Raw genomic sequence first — 17706 nt, forward strand, 5'->3', positions numbered from 1 at the left:
ACTATACGGATGCCCTTGAGAAATTCTTGAGCGACAAGGGGAATGCGGAAAAATTGCTTGCCCAAGGCGAATATAAACGGCTGGATACCGATCCGACAAAAACGGCCGCACTCATGTTAACGGCACAGGTGATATACAATCTAGACGAAACAATTACCAAAGAATAACAGTTATGGAAGAAGACAAAACAAATTCTGAAAATCCGCTAAAGGTAAACCGAAGACACTTCTTCTCCCAATTAAGTGTAGGAATCGGTTCTTTGGCATTAGGATCTTTGTTAATCCCAGATCTTTTTAAAGGAGGTCCTGCGCCTTTGGCGAGTCAGCCATTGGGAATTCCCCATTTTGCCCCAAAGGCCAAAAGGGTCATTTACCTATTTCAATCAGGGGCACCATCCCAATTGGAGTCATTCGATTATAAGCCCACCCTTGCCAAACGTATGGGGGAGGATTTGCCGGAATCCATACGTAATGGACAGCGCCTTACGGGTATGACCTCTGGACAGGATAAATTTCCTTTAATGCCTTCGGCTGCCAAGTTTTCCCAACATGGAAAAAGTGGCGCATGGGTAAGCGAGTTTTTTCCACATATCGCTAAAATTGCCGACGAGATCTGTATAGTAAGGAGTATGCACACGGAGGCCATAAACCACGACCCGGCCATCACCTTTTTTCAGACTGGGAGTCAGCAATCGGGAAGGCCCAGTATGGGGTCTTGGATGAGTTATGGTCTGGGTAGTGAAAATCAAAATTTACCCTCTTTTGTTGTGCTTACATCTAGGGGGAAAGGAAATAGCCAAGGCTTATACTCCAAACTTTGGTCCAGCGGATTTTTGGATTCCAAGCACCAAGGGGTGTTGCTGCGGTCTGGCAAGGATCCAGTGCTGTATTTGAATGATCCGGATGGAGTTTCACGTTCCGATAAGCGACATTTATTGGATCATGTTTCCTCACTCAATAAAATGCACCACGTGGAAACCGGAGACGATGAGATAGAATCTAGGATAGCGCAATATGAAATGGCCTATAGGATGCAAATGTCCGTGCCCGATGTTATGGATATTAAAAAGGAACCAGAATCCATTATAAAATTATATGGGGAAGAGTCCCAAGTCCCCGGTACCTATGCCGCCAATTGCCTACAGGCCCGTAGGCTAGCTGAGAATGGAGTGCGATTTATACAGTTATACCACCAAGGTTGGGACCAACACGGCAATCTGCCAAATGAAATGGCCGGACAGGCCAAGGATGTGGATCAGGCATCTGCTGCCCTTATCCTGGATTTAAAACAACGGGGCATGTTGGAGGACACCTTGGTTATTTGGGGCGGGGAGTTTGGAAGGACCAACTACTGTCAAGGCAATTTTGATCCAAAAAATTACGGTAGGGACCATCACCCAAGGGCTTTCAGTATTTGGATGGCCGGAGGTGGTATAAAACCAGGTATAACTTATGGGGAAACCGATGAATTTGGATACAATATCGTAAAAAATCCGGTTCATATAAATGACTTCCATGCCACGATCATGAATAATTTAGGACTGGATCACGAACAATTGATTTATAAATATCAGGGACGTCGCTTTAGGCTTACAGACGTTGCCGGTAATGTTGTAAATGATATCTTAACATAGTATATGGCTCAAAAAAATAGTTCTCCTTGGGTCGATTATGTTATATTCGGTCTTACTGTATTTCTTGTTTTCTGTTTAATTTTTGAATCTTTTATCGATCTTCCAAGCCTTGTAGCCTGGTTGGGACATTGGCATCCCTTGATTTTGCATTTTCCTATTGTGCTCTTATTAATGGCTGCCTTAATTGGCCTTTTTAATAGAATAGTGCCCAAGTTATTACTTACAGTTGCCACAATTTCCGCGCTGCTTACGGCGATTACAGGATTCTTTTTGGGAACGGAATCCGTACCTAAAGGCGACCTCCTTTTTTGGCACCAATGGATGGGGGCCGGGGTGGCTATTTTAGCAGTTGTATGGTATTGGGTGAGTACCAATCATTTACAACAGACTTATTTGGTGAAAGGAATACAGGTGGTATTGATTATTTTGGTGGGGCTTACGGGTCACTATGGAGGAATGATTACACATGGGGAGGACTTTTTGGCGCTGCCCAGAAGCAAGAAATTGGAGAAGATTCCAGAAAATCCATTGATTTATGAGCATATAGTATACAGGGTATTGGATAACAATTGTATAGCCTGCCATAATCCGAATAAAATTAAAGGGGAGCTGTTAATGACCAGTATAAGTGAGCTTATCAAAGGAGGTGAAAGTGGCCCCGCTTTGGTGGTTGGGAATCCAGGAGAGAGTGAACTTATCAGGCGCTTACATTTGCCAATGGAAGATGAAGAACATATGCCGCCTGAAGGAAAAAAACCATTGTCCGAGAACGAAATACAAATATTGGAACGTTGGATAGCCTTGGGAGCGTCTGATACCCTTAAATTAAGTCATTTGGATAACGATGAGCCACTGGTCGGAATGGTTAGAAAGATGATGGAGCCCGGTACAACAAATTCATGGGCAAAACTACCCAAGGTGGCGGACAGTACCTTGCAAAATTTGGCTTCAGATTATGTTACCATCAAAAGGATTGCCAGTAATTCCCAGGCTTTAAGTATATCCGTGTACTTGCCTCCAGAATACGATCCTAAAAATATTACGGATTTAAAACGGATTTCCAATAATATCATAGAATTGGATCTGAGTGGAATCCCTATTGGGGAAAAGGAAATGGACTTGGTGGCAATGTGTGAAAATTTGGAATGGTTGGAAATAGATCGCACCCCTGTAACGGACGCTGAGTTCAAGAAATTAATTGGCAACTCCGGTTTAAGGGTGTTAAAGGCCTATGAAACGGACATTAGTGATGAAAGTGTTGCTGTTCTAAAGGGTTTCAAGGGTCTTAGAAGTCTTTATGTATGGGAGACCAAAATTTCTGAAGGGGGACTCACTGAGCTGAAAGAAGCATTACCCAATTTACATTTAGACTACGGAATTGATCCAGAACTAAAAATTGAATTTATAGAGAAAGATACTATTGTGGAGAGTAAAGAGTAATTTCGTAAACGGATTTACAATTTATGACTATAATCATGTATAGAGCTTTGCATCTGCCTTTTTTCATATATCTTTTTTTCTTTCATTCGTTACTGAAGGCCCAGACAAGGTATGAGTATACCCACCAACAAATGGGTACTCAAATTGGTTTGATGTTTTATTATAATGACGGGCAAAAGGCGGATTCCATAGCACAGCTGGTATTTGGAAGGATAGATGAATTGAATGCCTCTCTAAGCAATTATCTTCCACAAAGTGAAATCAACCTCCTTAGTAAAAGTCCAAATATGAATGTGGCTGTTAGCGAGGATCTTTTTCAGCTTCTGAATATTTCTGTGGACTATTCCAAAAATACCAATGGTGCCTTCGATATTACCCTTGGACCACTGATTGAACTATGGAAAAAAGCTCGGGAAAACAGGCAAATTCCTTCAATAACTGAAATAAAGACCACACAACAAAGAACCGGTTCCGGCAATGTGGAATTCCCGACCGGCAATACGGTAAGGTTAAAACAAGAAGGAATGCAATTGGACGTTGGCGGGATAGGAAAGGGGTTTGCGGCAGATAAGGCGATAAACCTATTAAAAAAGAACGGTATTACTGCTGCCTTGGTAGATATGGGCGGGGATATCACCGTTAGCGATCCCCCGCCCCATAAAGAGTATTGGGTTTTGGGATTTAGTTATTTCGATAAAAATGGGGAAGAAGTATTCCAAAAAGTAAAGTTGAAGAATCTGGCAATAGCCACCTCTGGGGATTTATATCAGTATGCCGTAATAGATGGCAAGCGGTACTCACATATCATCAATCCTAAAAATGGCATGGCGTTAAGTAATAATATCCAAGTAACGGTTGTAGCTGCCAATGGTGGAATGGCAGACGCCTATGCCTCTGCTTTGAGTGTTTTGGGTATTGAAGAAGGTAGAAAAGTTATCCAGGAAACAACTAATTTAGAAGTGTTCATGGTGGAGGATATCCCTGGAGAATATGAGCAATGGAATAGTTCTGGATTTTTAAATTATGTGATGGAAAATTAAAAAGAATAAACATTAAATGGGTTCCTTCCCCTAGAAGGGGAAGGTGTCCCGGTCCAGGTATAGTGGAGTGGGAAGGAAGGGGTGATGAACGTTGGAAGAATTGATGTTCTTAGCTATATCCCTTCCGTCTTATATCCTTGAAAAAGTGCACGGATTTATATTGTAATATTGTAGCATAACACTAGTTATATGAATACTAAGGACAAAATAAAACAATTGGCCCAGGCACATTCTTCAAAGTTTGTTAAGGTAAGGAGGCATCTGCACCAGCACCCCGAACTTTCCTTTGAAGAACATAAGACTTGTGCCTATGTGCGGGAACGGCTTTTGGAAATTGGGATTACCGAAATTGAATCTGTTGCCAAAACTGGTTTAATGGCTACAATAAATGGAAAGGCTTCGGGCAAAACCATCCTTTTAAGGGCAGATATGGATGCCCTTCCCATACAGGAAGAAAATACAGTGGAATATGTTTCCCAAAACAAAGGGGTAATGCACGCCTGTGGACATGATGTCCATATGACCTCATTATTGTTGACGGCAAAAATTTTATTAGAGCTTAAAAACGAATTTTCTGGAACTGTAAAATTACTGTTTCAACCCGGGGAAGAACTCATGCCCGGAGGGGCCACCTTGGTAATGAAAGAGACTGCCTATAAAGCCTTGGGGCCAATTCCCCATTTAGGACAACACGTAATGCCCAACCTTCCTGTAGGGAAGGTAGGTTTTAGACCAGGACTATTTATGGCCAGTATGGATGAGATTTATATTACCATTATCGGAAAAGGCGGACATGCGGCGGTACCTGAAGAATGTATAGACCCTATTCTGATTGCCTCCCATGTAATTGTTGCTGCCCAACAAGTGGTCAGCAGAATGGCATCACCAAAAACCCCCAGTGTTTTGTCCTTTGGGCGTATAATAGGTGATGGAGCCAACAATGTAATTCCGGACAAGGTAACTATTGAGGGTACTTTTAGAACTTATGATGAGGTGTGGAGAACGGAGGCTATTGAAAAACTCACGAAGTTGGTAAAAAGCATTGCAGAAGGGATGGGTGCAGAATGCATAGTAGATATTCCTAGGGGATATCCCCATTTAAAAAATGACGAGGTCTTTGTCAATTCAATGAAACAGGGGGCAATGGCCTATCTGGGGCCGGAAAATGTAGTAGATCTGGACTTATGGATGGCTGCCGAGGATTTTGCTTATTATTCCCAACAAAATAAGGCCTGTTTTTATTTGTTGGGAGTGGGGAATACAGACAAGGGAATAACTTCCGGATTGCATACCCCAACCTTTAATATAGATGAATCTGCCTTGGAAACGGGAGGGGGTTTAATGGCTTGGCTGGCCTTGGAATCACTGGCCTAGACCATGATGATTGTTGCGTGGATAACCTATACACTGGTTTTCCCAAGGTTAAGCTTTGGACCAGAATAGAAAAGACCACCACCACATAGGTAATTGCCAAGAAAAGGTCCCTGTGCATTTTAGTGGTAAGTCAGAATGCCAAGGCAATGGAAATACTACCTCTTAGTCCACTCCAAGTCATAACTATGTTTTCAAGTTAAGGAGAGAATAAATTTTTGGCATTATGACAACCAACTATTGTTTTGTTTACTTTTAAGCCTTACCATTGGTAATTATAGTATGAAAAACTATTGTCCTTACCTTGTTAGTTTTCTGTTTGTGCTGCTGATCTATGGTATTCATATGTTACCGGTTTCAGATAGTATGTTGAATGAAAACAACACGGAACTTTCCAATGTTTTTTTAGCTTCCCAAATTAGATATCATCAAGAATTTGCACCTTTTGCCAGACGCCCGTTGACTTCCTTGTTAATTGAGGGTTCCTCAGGTATTTTTGGAATTACCCTAGGGGAGTCCTTTGTACTGGTAAACCTGTTATTGTTGTTTTTCAGTGGATTGTTGGTATATATCCTTTCCATTGCACTTAATGCTTCCAGGGGTCACGCGATTTTTAACCAAGTGGCTTATTTTCTGACATTTTCTATTTTATTTGCGTTTTTTCCACCTGTCTTCAGCTATGATGAGCCTCTGCAATACTGTTTGATTATGCTCAGTATTTTATCCTTGATCCGTGAAAAGTGGGGGTATTTTGTCCCTTTGTTTCTAATGGCAACCATAGCCCGGGAAAGTACTGTTTTTCTATGGCCGGGTTTGGTGGTTATTTTTTCTGGTCTTAGTCTAAAGTCTAGGAATATATGGTCTTCAGAAGTCAAAAGAAAATTAGTTCTTCTCTTTTTACCCATTCCCCTATATGCGATTTATCTGGGTGTGTTTTTATGGGTGACCGGTATTTGGAGGGAAACTTCGGAGGTGGCGGCCAATAGGCTGAGCTGTGCCTTTGAGAACTTTGGGGCTGTTGCCAATTCCGTTGAAACTCTTGTCTCTTTTTTTGTGGTAATGGGGCCAAGTCTTTATTTTCTATACATGACCAGGAAAGCTAGGGTATTTACCACTATGGAAAAAAAGTACGTCCTGTCATTTCTTCTTGCTCTGGCCATTAATACTCCAATTGTAATGACGGCTACTTTGGCCAGGGAAACTAGATTATTTGCCTTACCACTTGTATTTTTATGGCCTTTGGCCGGGCAATTGTTTGGAAGGGATTTGGCACTTCTAATGAAGCCCAGATTATATTTGGCTTGCTTTAAAGATTGGAGATATAGTGTGTTATTACTGCTTTTGTCCTTTATGAGTTATGCAGTAGCGTTTAGGTTGTATGTTCCCAGTTTCCCTGCCAAGGATAACTTTTTTAATGAATATCTTTTTATACTTTTGTTAATCGTCTCCTTGCACTTTTTGCTTAATATGTTTGGCAATTTAGACTCGAAAAAAGATCAAGTTGGAAAAGGGTGATTATCTCTAGTATATTAGGGATACCAAATCTTAAGCCGTAATCCAAGACTTAAAAAGGGATCGAATCAAGTCTGGATAGCTCTATTGTTTCTTAGCTAATCAATACGCTATAGTTTCGCCTAAGCCGGCATATATATAATCTTCGCCGTAAAAGTTGGTCAAAATTTTAAAGGCGAGATGGCCTGTACAATGTGCGGGGGCAATTTTATCTACCTTTAATTCATTCTTTATTACTTTCACCAGTTTAGTCGTATGATCCCTATTAAATGGCAGCATATGTAAGCCTCCATAGGCCAAACTTATTTTGTCCTGGGTTACCACTTGTGTTTTTCGTATGATATTTTCTATCCCTGTATGCGAACAGCCAACGATAAGCACCTGTCCATCTGCCGTTTTCAAGGCCAAGGACAATTCAGGAAGATTGGTATTTTTACAAGCCTCTTTTTCTTGGTCGAATCCGCCTTCCACAAAACTTTTTCCAGGATAGCAAGAAAAATATCCCATATATGATGAATTGGTTGCAATTAACGTTAATCCAGGAAGAATTTCTTTGGAGGATTTTATGTATTCCATGTTAGAATTCCAAAATCTGCCAGTTTGTTCAACGGTGAATTTGGTGTCCCCGCCGTCAAAATACTGCATACGCGTTGGTAAGGAATCTTTTATCAGCGGTTCTTGACCTGTAGCATCAAAAACTACATCGGCACCCCAAAAAATATCAAATGGAAAATAGATTTTTACTGTTGGATTAATTTTTAACAAATAATCAAGTCCGTTTAAATGATCAAAATGTCCATGGGAGACAACCACTATATCTATCTGGGATAAATCTATATTTAGTTTGGAAATATTTTCCTTGAAAATGTCGGCATTCCCACCAGCATCAAATAGTATGGTCTTGCCCATATAATTGGTGATACAGGAGAATCCAAAGTCTTTTGTAAGTGTCGGATTATTACCAAAGGCATCATAGAGATTGGTAATTGTCCCTTCCTTTATCTCCCTAAAGTGACCATTGGATGGCCTAGTGCCAATAAATATAAGACCCAAAAAAACCATTGCACCTAACAGGGCGAATTTCATTTTTTTCATTTTATGACGTTTAAATGTAAAATTCAAAAGGGAGATGCTCAAATACTTAGGGAGGGAGTTGGCCCAATTTTCTTGTTAGAGAATAGAGTCTATTAAATGTAGCTATTTTTTAAATATAACATATTAAAACAGCGCCGTAAATTATTCTGTTCGAACGGAATGATTCCATATGTAATGGTTTGCTGGGCAGTATTTTATGCTCAATATAGGAATTAAAATAAGCGTTCATTATTCTTAAGTATACGAATAGGTGTTTCGTAATCCTGTAAACCCTATTCCCTTATCTTCCTATGTATTACAGGTGCCACCAATTTGGGGTCATGGGGTAATGTGGATTGTTCAAATTCCAGTTTGTGTTCTTTTCCCAATTTATCATAGGATGCCAATACTAAATCTAAATAACGTTTTTCTATGATGCTTTTGTCCTCGTCATTAATGTCATCATACTCATATTCAGGCAGCGCCTTGTAGGCATAGACTCTGCCGTTTTCAAAATTGTATTCTTCAACACGATCCGTGACATCAATTCGGGTATACCCTAATTCAAATTGATCGAACAATGCCAATTCCTCATGGGTCAAGAAATACAAAGTACAGTTTAATCGTATATCCTTATTCTCTACAATATTTAAAAAAATAGACTTTTCGTAAGGTATGGCGCTGTTATTCTTTAGATAGAAGGATTCATAGTTTATATATTCTGCAGGAAAATTTGGATCGTTATTGGGGGCTACAAAATTCCAAGCACGCTGCAGGCCGATAAGATGTATCCAATAGATAGGATCATCATATTTTCTACCTAGAATTTCTTCGAGACTCTCCAAAGAGGATAACATACCGTATCCGATCATTCCTACTTTGCCTTCTTGGATTTTTATAGTGGATTTTCCGTTCATTAACTTACATCGTAAAATGTTGATAATTAAGAAGATAAAATTTATATTGAAGAAGAAATTTGCTTCCCTTTAATCAAATTTGTTGTGAATAAAGTCCATTTCAAGGTGTCTTGATGAAGATTTCTTGGCCAGATACTTTGATGACATAACACCCCAAATTTAGCTTAATTCACTATATAAGTAAGAGACACTTTTTAAAATATTTCATCCAAGGCCTTGGTCCTATAGTCGAATATTTCGTTGAGCTTTCCCTTTATAATAAAGGTGTTGGCAACACTACCCAGGAGTCCCAAAGGTGGTTGGTAGCTTACAATATCTGTCATTAGGGTCCCCTTTTCCGTCGGCTGTATCCTATGCTGATGATGCCATATCTTGTATGGTCCAACCCGTTGTTCGTCCACAAAATAACTATTTTCCTTTAAATGGGTAATTTCGGTTACCCATGTTGTCTTTATTCCGAACAAGGGTGAAACCTTGTAGCTTATAATCATGCCGGCATACATTTCGGAAGGTACATCTTTTGAAATGATATCAAAGCCCATATAATCCGGGGTTATTTTTTTTAGATTGGCGGGGTCGGAAATAAATTTCCATACTTCTTCCAGACTGGCATTGATTTCCTGTTTTTTTTTAAATTGATAAAATCCCATGCTTACTTAATTGAATTAATTAGAATTTGATTTCTTCCTTAATAATAAGGAAAATACTAGTGGCACAGTAGTAATTATTATTAAGGATAGGAAGATTAGTCCATAATTATTCTTGACCCAAGTAATTTCGCCGACAAAAAAACCTGTTAATAAGAAAAGGCTTATCCATAATACAGCACCTAAAATGGTATTCTTTAAGAATAAACGGCGTTCCATATAGACCATACCGGCCAAAAAAGGAATATAGGTCCTAATAATCGGGAAAAAGCGACCTATAATTATGGCCCTTCCTCCGTGTTTGTCATAAAATTTCTGTGCTTTGGGCAAGCTTTTCATCAAGTAGTTTTTTAGAAAATAATTATTACTTCTTTCCAACTTTTCGCCCAAATATTTTCCAACGGTAAAATTTAAAAGGTTTCCTATAATGGCGGCTATAATAAGTATTACCAGCAATATCCAAATGTTTAAATTCGTAGAGGCGGCTACCACTCCAGCGGAAAATAAAAGGCCGTCCCCCGGTAGAAATGGAAAGAATATAAGGCCGGTCTCGAGCATGATTATAAAAAAAAGTAGAAGATAGGCATTAAAAACATTATCTGCCACCAAGGCTAATAGTGCATCATCCGTATGCAATATTATTTCGATTAATCTGTCCATCATAATTGAATTGTATCTTATTTGCTCCAGTTGAAAATAAGGTGAAAGGGTGGTAATTAGTACTGTGTTTGGGGTAAAATTATCCCCATAATAATGCCATGGCTACATTGGTGTAGTATCTGCGTCATGGGACAAGAAACAATTTTCCATTGTAAAAAATAGTTTATTAAATGTACGTAATATCTAGCGTGCAATGTTGGGGAACGTATTAAATATTTTGTAAGGTTGAAGAAGTTTTTCTCAATCACCTTTAACTTGGCAAACTTATTTTGGGCTCAGTGCGGAATTTTTTTGGGCAGCCTAGGCAAATTTCCGTAAAGTAGAATTTAGGTAAATTCAGAGCTTTCATTGTGGGCAATCGAGCCTTTAAAACAACTTTTCCATTTAGGTAGAATTCGTTATTTCGGTGACATTCCAAAACATTATATGTTCACGGGAAATGCGTAATGTTTGGTAAAGACAAGGTAGGCTAAAAGTAAAAAGCCGTAGTCGCGCCTTGGGCTGTGTGACTACGGTTTTTATGAATAAAATATTTTGGTTTTTAACTCTTCGCGCTTGTGTTTGTAGAAGGTACTAATGAACCTTAGTTCTGTTTTCTTCTGAAATTAAACAAAGGTAATGCCCTGTTTTGCACATATCTCTGCAACCTTAGGAAAGTCTGGGGGTCCAGGTGGTAATTGGGATAATTCAGTGAACATATGTTCTATCCCGGCAGGGAAAGCCGAGGTAATCATTTTGGCCTTTTCCGTACCCACAACTGTCCAGGAATGAGGGATGTTTTTTGGGGCAAAAGCAACATCTCCCTCGTTTAAAATAGTAGTCTCGCCATCGACCATTATTTCTACCTGCCCTTTAATGACCCTAAAGATTTCATCTTCGCGGGTATGGATGTGCGGAGGTATACCTACCCCTGGTTCTACATTGTCTACCCATTCCACAATCTGGTTTCCAGTTTCGCTACCAACAAGTTTATGTGTTTGTATATCCCCTATTACATTTAAAACATTTCCTTCTTCGTCCCTGATGACCTTGGGCACCAATTTATCGGAATAGTCGCCATCTCCAGTTGATGATTGACATTGTACCAATCCTGGGACCAACGCAAATCCCAATCCTACTCCTGTTGTCTTTAAAAATTTTTTCCTGTCCATAATATTGTTTTTAGTAGTAGCAACTTACAATATTAGGTGGCGCAAGGGAATGCGAAAAACGGGGTAAATCCTTAGATTTTATAGGATTTAGTTCTGTCTGAGCATAGACGGAGTGACCCCAGTGTGCTTTTTAAAGAAATAGCTGAAGTAATCAGGGGAGGAGAAGCCCAATTGAAAACATATTTCTTTTACGGTCTTATCCGTAAATTTTAAAGCGTGCCTTGAAGTCATTATTCTTTTCTCGGTTATAACCGCCTTGGCATTTACACCAATGGTTTCTTTTATGCATTCATTTAAATAGTTGTCTGAAACATTGAGCAGATCAGCATAATCGCTTACTTTGTGGTACTTGGCAAACCACTTGTCCACCAGTTTTTTGAATTTATAGACGATTGCCTTTTTTGCATCGTTTTCCGAAATAACGGATTTGATATTGCACTGACCATCACAATAGACAAAAATGGTATTCAAGAGGGAAATTATGGCATCGTCCTTATGGTTCAGTTCCGATCCTATCAGTTCATCAAGCATTTCCAAAATAGACTGAATTCTTTTTTCAATACCCGGGGATAAATTTATTTTGGGGATTTCCTCGGTGGTAAAAAGTCTGATTTCATTTATATGTAGTTTGCTCAATAAGGGATTGTCCAGTATTTCCTTAGACAAGTACAGGATATATCCGGAAGATGTGGTGCTATTTTCCTTTGAAATTTTCCAATTGATACTAGGGTGAAGAAAGAAAATGGAATTAGATACATTTTTGTATGAAACCCTGTCTATTTCAAGGGATTTTACTCCGTTCTGAATCCAAAAAACAGAATAATATTTTCCGTCCTTTTCAGAAACGGTCTTATTCGTTATTCTCGATATTTTTATGGCTTCTGGATTCATAAAGTCGGCTTTAGGCCGTGTTAAATGGAATCATTTTTGGAAACTTATTCAATGATTAAAAAATCCCATATATAAATATGCGAAAACTTTGGGGGATTAACAAGGTTGGGGAATCATATCTACTTAGAATCCACCTTTTGTAACCGGTTGTTATAGAATGTCGATGATACCTCTATTGATCCGACCATACTGCAAGCTCATTGCCGGAAGGGTCTCTAAAATGGAACCTACGACCTCCTGGAAAAGAAAAAATATCCTTGATAATATCACCTCCAGCCTCGATTATTTTATCCCTTATGAAAGCAAGATTTTTGTGATATAAAATAACCAGGGCACCGTTCACTATTTCATTTTCAGTCTTTTCAAATCCCCCCTCCAATCCACTGTCCGAAAAGGCGATATAGGTAGGGCCATAGTCCGTAAAGGTCCAATTAAAGGCTGCAGTGTAGAATCTTTTAGTTTTTTCAAGGTCCTTTGCCTTGAGCTCTACATAGTTGATGTGGTTGTCTCTTGCTGTCATTTAATTAGGTTTTTTGATTGCAGTTTAAATGATAGTTAAATTTAGTATCCATTTAGGCAGGGATCAAACCCATTGATTCAATCTTAACTTATTTTGTGGTTAATTTTTGATGCATTTCCTTTCCTTCCCTAACTATTATTTCAATGATTTCCTCTATGTCTTTTTTGGAGGTCCTAAAATTTACAATACAGCCGCGTAAGCAATATTTATGATTTATTATGGCGTTGGAGAGAAATACTTGGCCACCTAGTTGTAGCTTATCCAATAGGGTCTCATTTAAGGTGTTTAAATATGTTTCATTCCCATCGGATTTATCCCCGTAACCCAATGGCACATACCTTAGGGTGGTAATACTCAAATTCTGGGTAATAGCTTCCAGTTCCTCGTGGTTTACTGCCAATTGGAAAAATAATTGGGACAGTTCAATGTCTTCCCGAATTATTTTTAAATATCCACTTCTTCCTAATTGTTTTAGTGCCATCCAAACCTTTAAAGCCCTAAATCCACGCGAGTTTTGAAGTCCATATTCATAAAAATTCTGAGCTGTTCCCTGTTCGTTTTTGCTAAAATTATAATATTCGGGATGCGAACTATAGGTGTCTGTAAGGTGTTTGGGGTTTTTAACCAGGGTACATCCTGCCTCCAACGGGCTATAGAGCCATTTGTGCGGATCCAAGGCTATTGAGTCTGCCTCTTTAATGCCTTGGAACATTTGTTTTAATTCTGGAACAATAGCGGCAGGTATGCCATAGGCCCCATCTATATGGAACCATAAATCATAAGTCTTACATATAGATGCAATGCCGTTTAGGTTATCTACAACCCCCGTACTTACATCTCCTGCAGTTCCTACAACCATAAATGGTTGATGGCCATCTTTCAAATCCCTTTTTATGGCTTTTTCCAAGAGATCGTTGTCCATTTTATTGGAGGCGTCGGTTGGGATCCATCTGGTAGACTTAGAACCATGGCCAAAAAGAATAGCTGCTTTTTCCACCCAGGTATGTGTAGTTTTTGAACAATAGATCAATAATTTTTTTGAAGTTGAGGTCAGGCCGTCTTCCTTTATGTTTTTTGGGGCCTTGGCAGTTCGCGCTGCTAAAAATGCAGTAAAATTGGCCATGTTGCCTCCACTTACCAATATTCCGCCATAGTCTGGCCCTACCCCAATAAATTCAGCCAGCCATTGTACGGTTTGCTTTTCAATTTCTGTGGCCATGGGACTCAAAATATGTGCACCCACATTGGGGTTCACCGAAGCCGCCAATAAATCGGCAAGCATACCGATAGGTGTAGGGGATGAGGTAATGTAGCCCATAAATTTTGGATGCCCGTTGAGCAGGGAATGGTCCATCAATAAATCGGTGGCATTGGAAATAATATCTTTTGCGTCACTACCGTTGTCCGGAAGGGAAGAAACGCCCAGTATTTTTTGTAGTGCTTGGGGTCCCTCTCCCAGGGTAACAGGTTTTTCATCAATTGTGTCCAAGAATCCAGCTATCTTATCTATCAGCTGATAACCGATATTTTTAAACTCTTCTTTTTTTATTTCCAGTGCTGAATCTCGATTATTGGTCATAACGTTAAAGGAATTAATTATTAGTGCTTTATTCCATTCAGGAGGGGTGTTATTTTTTGTTTCAAACTATATGAAGGCCCACTCAAATATTTTACCTGTTATTCAAAATACATGTTAATTTCATCTGCAATGAGTCTATGCCCTTCAGCGTTTGGATGATTTACTTGCGACATAAATTTTGAAATACTGTCTCCAGCAATCACTTTTTTTTTGAATATTTCGAAACTATCCACAAGGCCGATCCCATTTTCCTTTGCTAAGTTTTGAATTTGTTTTTGATGCTGTTCCAGTACATTATTTGCTTCCAACATGTTTATGCGTTGGTCAGGGGAGGGAGTTAAAAGTATTATTTTAATGTTTCTCTTCAAAGCTTTTTGGATCATATTGTTCCAGGTCTCATAGGACTTTTCCAGTCCGATCCCGGTATCGTTTAAGGCATAATCCAAGAAAAGCACATCCGGTTTATGGATCAGTACTTCGGACTCAAATCGTTCTGCCCCACTAACAGAATTCTCTCCGCCAATGGAAGTATTAATCATGTTAACTACTGCAAAGGGGTAGTGTTGCTTTATTGTTTGTAACACTAGAAAAGGGTAGGATTCCAAGGTGTTGACAATTGGGGTCTTAAAATAGCCCGCTGGAACCGAATGACCGTGAAAAACCAAATTGATAGTCCTATTGTTGGGCCATTTTTTGGTGAGTTCTACTTTAATGTCCTTCAAATAATCTGAATTCGATGCTATCACATTTTGAGCATATGAATGCCATGAAAATAATATCAATAGTAATAAGACGAAGTTCAATTTTTTCATTTTAATATGTGTTCCATCAATTAGGGTATAAAAGTCTAAGCCACTAATAAACTACAATAAATACATATTATAGTAACTCCATTTTTATCCAAAAAGACCATGTTATAAATAAGGTAATGCAAAGTGTGATTCCATAAAAAATAAGAATGGCAAGCATTCTTAATAGAGTTTTTGACCAGCTCTTTTTATAGAGATGTAATTTGCCGAAAAATAAGTAAATAGGAATGGAGGCTATTAGGTAATTCTCTGGATAATAAGCCCGAATTGGGAATATAAGTTTAGAGCAAATTATAAGGACAAATAGGAGAAAAACGAAAGTATGTTGATTAATGGCAAGGACCAGATGGCTGTAATAATACTTTTTACTTTTTCTAAATAACAGCCATAGGAAGAAGGCGTAAACAGGCATAAGAAAAAACAGGGACCATGATACAAACTTAAGAAAACTGTCCATGTACATTTTGGGGTTATTTAAAACTTTTGAAAGGGCATTGGTCAATTTCTCTGGACTAACAGAACTATCGCTAATATTTAATTCGTTAGTTTTTAGGGAATCGGTCTCTGGATTAAGTGGGTCTATTTGACCGTTGAATGATAAATTTATTTCATTTCTGTCTTTTTCACTGATCTGAATTTGACTTCCGGCATAAATAGACAATAATAAAAAGAATAAGAAACTTATGAAGATATATAGCCTAAAGGGGGGCATGTACCTTGCCCTATGGCCATTGAGATATTCCTCTACAAATTTACCTGGACGAAAAATTAAGGATGACATGGATTTCCATAACCTAGTATCGAAGGCGAAAATATTCCCTACGAGATCAACGATCAAAAAACGAAATGGCTTTTCAAATTCATAGACAGACTGACCACAATTGGGACAGAATTTACCCTTAAATTGAGTTTTACAGTTTTTGCATACCGTGTTTTTGAATTCCGTTTCTTTGGAATTCTTTTCTATTTTCTCCGTCATTTTTTAAGTTATTAACTGTGTGCAATGCTTCAAATAGACAATTCCAAATATCAGGGCAATAAAGACCTATTGGTGTTATCTACATTCATGCTGTTTTTGGAAATAGCTTTTCTGATCTAGCAGTAAAATAACGATTCGTTAATACCCGGTAATTTCTTTTAGTTTGTTGAAAAAAGCCTTTTTTCGATCTGAACTAATTTTCCAGTCTACCGGCACACTTTGAAAACCTGAGTTATAGCCTTCCCCTTTCATTCTAAAATCAAAGTAACCCCAAGAAGCGTACGATTTTGTGGCAGAGAGAAAATTATAGGACTCCTTGTCAAAATCAAAATGATCGTCCTCATTGAATAGTATGGGCTTGGCAGAATAACTTTCGGATTGTCTAACCATTGCCACCATCTCTTCTATTCTTTTTGGATCATTTACCCCGTTGCCATGTAACAGCACAAAATCCGAGGCGGCAATAACCTCGGAGGAGGGAATCTTATTACCGCCATAACTGGTGCTGACCAAGAGTTTGTTCCCACTTATTTCCTGAACCCTTTTTATTAATTCGTGGACACGTTTCGGCTGCAATATTGTATGGTCATATTTAACATCACATTCATTGTTAATCTCTATCAGAATGTTTTTATAGCCCTTGCGTAAAATCCAATTGGTAATATTATCAACGGCATTTACCACAGCTTGTTCATCTTTTAATTGTTCATCTTGACCAAAATAAAAATAGCCCAAAATAACTATCATACCCAGTTCATTGGACTTATTCAATATTTTTTCAAGTCTATTCAGGTAATCTTCCCTTAGGTTGCCCAAACTGTCGAAGGTTGAGTTGATCCAGCCGTGATTGCCATAACCTAATGGACTTCCTCCCTGCAGGTTGAGGGTAAAGGATAATAGGCCATGGTCCTTCCAATCTGACATGGCCGCTACAAATTCTTCGGTATTCCTTGCTGCATCCCACTTGTCGGAATCGGGATATTTAAAATTATCGCGGGTATTGGCATTAAGATCATCAAATATACCCTGGACCATTCTTGAATTAAAAAGTAAACCTTCAATTTTATTGCCCTGCCAAAATCTATTTTTGTAGGTTATTTGATTGTTAATGTAAAACTGCTCTCCTTGGATACTTACAGAAGTTTTAGTGGGTTTGTAGGTAAAGGAACATAGGCTAATTGTGGATAATAGTATAACCGCGGTGAAAAGGTATTTCATTCTTAAAATTTTTAAATATATTCTCTATTTTATGGTATTGCTTGTTTAAATGTAGGGAATTTTTGTGTTGTTAGACCGGAGTTTAAATTTTTGCGTGTACTTGCTGTAAGCTCTGTATACCTTAATAATCCATTGGTCAACAGATATTTTATATCTGAACAATTTGTAAAATGTCCCTTGAGATGCCTGTCAATAATTAGGTTCTAATTATGGGTAGTATTTTTAAGGATCGAAATTATAGAAGCCAAAACAGTAGCTTGGCAGG

16 protein-coding genes and 1 pseudogene are annotated in these 17706 nt (G+C 38.6%); 5 read left to right on the plus strand and 12 right to left on the minus strand.

Annotation, left to right across the window (positions count from 1 at the left end; all coding sequences use genetic code 11):
- The first annotated feature begins 172 nt into the window (after positions 1-172).
- The 4 genes from MWU84_RS20655 (at position 173) to MWU84_RS20670 (ending at position 5487) form a co-directional block, all read left to right on the plus strand.
- The gene (locus MWU84_RS20655; RefSeq protein WP_246905245.1) at positions 173-1633 is read left to right on the plus strand and encodes a DUF1501 domain-containing protein; all 1461 of its coding nucleotides are present in this window, start codon (positions 173-175) and stop codon (positions 1631-1633) included.
- 3 nt (positions 1634-1636) lie between these two features.
- Complete coding sequence (locus MWU84_RS20660) at positions 1637-3073, plus strand: c-type cytochrome domain-containing protein (RefSeq protein ID WP_246905248.1); 1437 nt, start codon at positions 1637-1639, stop codon at positions 3071-3073.
- Between the two features lie 131 nt (positions 3074-3204).
- Complete coding sequence (locus tag MWU84_RS20665) at positions 3205-4113, plus strand: FAD:protein FMN transferase (protein ID WP_246905251.1); 909 nt, start codon at positions 3205-3207, stop codon at positions 4111-4113.
- Positions 4114-4302: 189 nt separating this feature from the next.
- Complete coding sequence (locus tag MWU84_RS20670; RefSeq protein ID WP_246905254.1) at positions 4303-5487, plus strand: M20 family metallopeptidase; 1185 nt, start codon at positions 4303-4305, stop codon at positions 5485-5487.
- Positions 5488-5506: 19 nt separating this feature from the next.
- On the opposite strand, the pseudogene MWU84_RS20675 reads toward MWU84_RS20670, so the two are convergent.
- Positions 5507-5677: pseudogene (locus MWU84_RS20675) on the minus strand (cation:proton antiporter); the annotation flags it as partial.
- A gap of 89 nt (positions 5678-5766) precedes the next feature.
- Between MWU84_RS20675 and MWU84_RS20680 the strand changes: the two are divergent.
- A complete protein-coding gene (locus tag MWU84_RS20680; RefSeq protein WP_246905257.1) occupies positions 5767-6999 on the plus strand; it encodes a hypothetical protein in 1233 nt (410 codons plus the stop codon).
- A gap of 99 nt (positions 7000-7098) precedes the next feature.
- Here MWU84_RS20680 and MWU84_RS20685 read toward each other — a convergent pair whose 3' ends face one another.
- The 11 genes from MWU84_RS20685 to MWU84_RS20735 form a co-directional block, all read right to left on the minus strand.
- Complete coding sequence (locus tag MWU84_RS20685; protein WP_246905261.1) at positions 7099-8091, minus strand: MBL fold metallo-hydrolase; 993 nt, start codon at positions 8089-8091, stop codon at positions 7099-7101.
- A 272-nt stretch (positions 8092-8363) separates the two neighbouring features.
- A complete protein-coding gene (locus MWU84_RS20690; protein WP_246905263.1) occupies positions 8364-8987 on the minus strand; it encodes a gamma-glutamylcyclotransferase family protein in 624 nt (207 codons plus the stop codon).
- A gap of 194 nt (positions 8988-9181) precedes the next feature.
- Positions 9182-9637, minus strand: coding sequence for an SRPBCC family protein (locus MWU84_RS20695; protein WP_246905265.1), 456 nt, complete (start codon positions 9635-9637; stop codon positions 9182-9184).
- 15 nt (positions 9638-9652) lie between these two features.
- Positions 9653-10297: a VTT domain-containing protein gene (locus MWU84_RS20700; RefSeq protein ID WP_246905267.1), complete on the minus strand. Its 645-nt coding sequence runs from the start codon at positions 10295-10297 to the stop codon at positions 9653-9655.
- 602 nt (positions 10298-10899) lie between these two features.
- Entirely contained in the window at positions 10900-11445 is a 546-nt protein-coding gene (locus MWU84_RS20705; RefSeq protein ID WP_246905269.1) for a cupin domain-containing protein, read from the minus strand.
- 87 nt (positions 11446-11532) lie between these two features.
- Entirely contained in the window at positions 11533-12336 is an 804-nt protein-coding gene (locus MWU84_RS20710; protein ID WP_246905271.1) for a helix-turn-helix domain-containing protein, read from the minus strand.
- A gap of 172 nt (positions 12337-12508) precedes the next feature.
- Positions 12509-12856, minus strand: coding sequence for a VOC family protein (locus MWU84_RS20715; RefSeq protein WP_246905274.1), 348 nt, complete (start codon positions 12854-12856; stop codon positions 12509-12511).
- An 88-nt stretch (positions 12857-12944) separates the two neighbouring features.
- The gene (locus tag MWU84_RS20720; RefSeq protein WP_246905277.1) at positions 12945-14435 is read right to left on the minus strand and encodes a pyridoxal-dependent decarboxylase; all 1491 of its coding nucleotides are present in this window, start codon (positions 14433-14435) and stop codon (positions 12945-12947) included.
- 98 nt (positions 14436-14533) lie between these two features.
- Positions 14534-15247, minus strand: a complete 714-nt coding sequence (locus tag MWU84_RS20725) for a GDSL-type esterase/lipase family protein (protein WP_246905280.1) — start codon at positions 15245-15247, stop codon at positions 14534-14536.
- Positions 15248-15314: 67 nt separating this feature from the next.
- Complete coding sequence (locus tag MWU84_RS20730) at positions 15315-16223, minus strand: DUF3667 domain-containing protein (protein ID WP_246905284.1); 909 nt, start codon at positions 16221-16223, stop codon at positions 15315-15317.
- A gap of 138 nt (positions 16224-16361) precedes the next feature.
- Positions 16362-17441: a hypothetical protein gene (locus MWU84_RS20735; RefSeq protein ID WP_246905287.1), complete on the minus strand. Its 1080-nt coding sequence runs from the start codon at positions 17439-17441 to the stop codon at positions 16362-16364.
- Positions 17442-17706 lie beyond the last annotated feature (265 nt).

It is taken from the genome of Arenibacter sp. F20364 (assembly GCF_023015905.1).
Classification (GTDB): Bacteria; Bacteroidota; Bacteroidia; order Flavobacteriales; family Flavobacteriaceae; genus Arenibacter.

Coding starts and splice junctions, on each gene's coding strand:
- MWU84_RS20655 (WP_246905245.1), top strand. CDS start 173: ATGGAAGAAGACAAAACAAATTCTGAAAATCCGCTAAAGGTAAACCGA.
- MWU84_RS20690 (WP_246905263.1), bottom strand. CDS start 8,987: ATGAACGGAAAATCCACTATAAAAATCCAAGAAGGCAAAGTAGGAATG.
- MWU84_RS20670 (WP_246905254.1), top strand. CDS start 4,303: ATGAATACTAAGGACAAAATAAAACAATTGGCCCAGGCACATTCTTCA.
- MWU84_RS20730 (WP_246905284.1), bottom strand. CDS start 16,223: ATGACGGAGAAAATAGAAAAGAATTCCAAAGAAACGGAATTCAAAAAC.
- MWU84_RS20710 (WP_246905271.1), bottom strand. CDS start 12,336: ATGAATCCAGAAGCCATAAAAATATCGAGAATAACGAATAAGACCGTT.
- MWU84_RS20660 (WP_246905248.1), top strand. CDS start 1,637: ATGGCTCAAAAAAATAGTTCTCCTTGGGTCGATTATGTTATATTCGGT.
- MWU84_RS20700 (WP_246905267.1), bottom strand. CDS start 10,297: ATGATGGACAGATTAATCGAAATAATATTGCATACGGATGATGCACTA.
- MWU84_RS20725 (WP_246905280.1), bottom strand. CDS start 15,247: ATGAAAAAATTGAACTTCGTCTTATTACTATTGATATTATTTTCATGG.
- MWU84_RS20735 (WP_246905287.1), bottom strand. CDS start 17,441: ATGAAATACCTTTTCACCGCGGTTATACTATTATCCACAATTAGCCTA.
- MWU84_RS20695 (WP_246905265.1), bottom strand. CDS start 9,637: ATGGGATTTTATCAATTTAAAAAAAAACAGGAAATCAATGCCAGTCTG.
- MWU84_RS20685 (WP_246905261.1), bottom strand. CDS start 8,091: ATGAAAAAAATGAAATTCGCCCTGTTAGGTGCAATGGTTTTTTTGGGT.
- MWU84_RS20720 (WP_246905277.1), bottom strand. CDS start 14,435: ATGACCAATAATCGAGATTCAGCACTGGAAATAAAAAAAGAAGAGTTT.
- MWU84_RS20680 (WP_246905257.1), top strand. CDS start 5,767: ATGAAAAACTATTGTCCTTACCTTGTTAGTTTTCTGTTTGTGCTGCTG.
- MWU84_RS20705 (WP_246905269.1), bottom strand. CDS start 11,445: ATGGACAGGAAAAAATTTTTAAAGACAACAGGAGTAGGATTGGGATTT.
- MWU84_RS20715 (WP_246905274.1), bottom strand. CDS start 12,856: ATGACAGCAAGAGACAACCACATCAACTATGTAGAGCTCAAGGCAAAG.
- MWU84_RS20665 (WP_246905251.1), top strand. CDS start 3,205: ATGGGTACTCAAATTGGTTTGATGTTTTATTATAATGACGGGCAAAAG.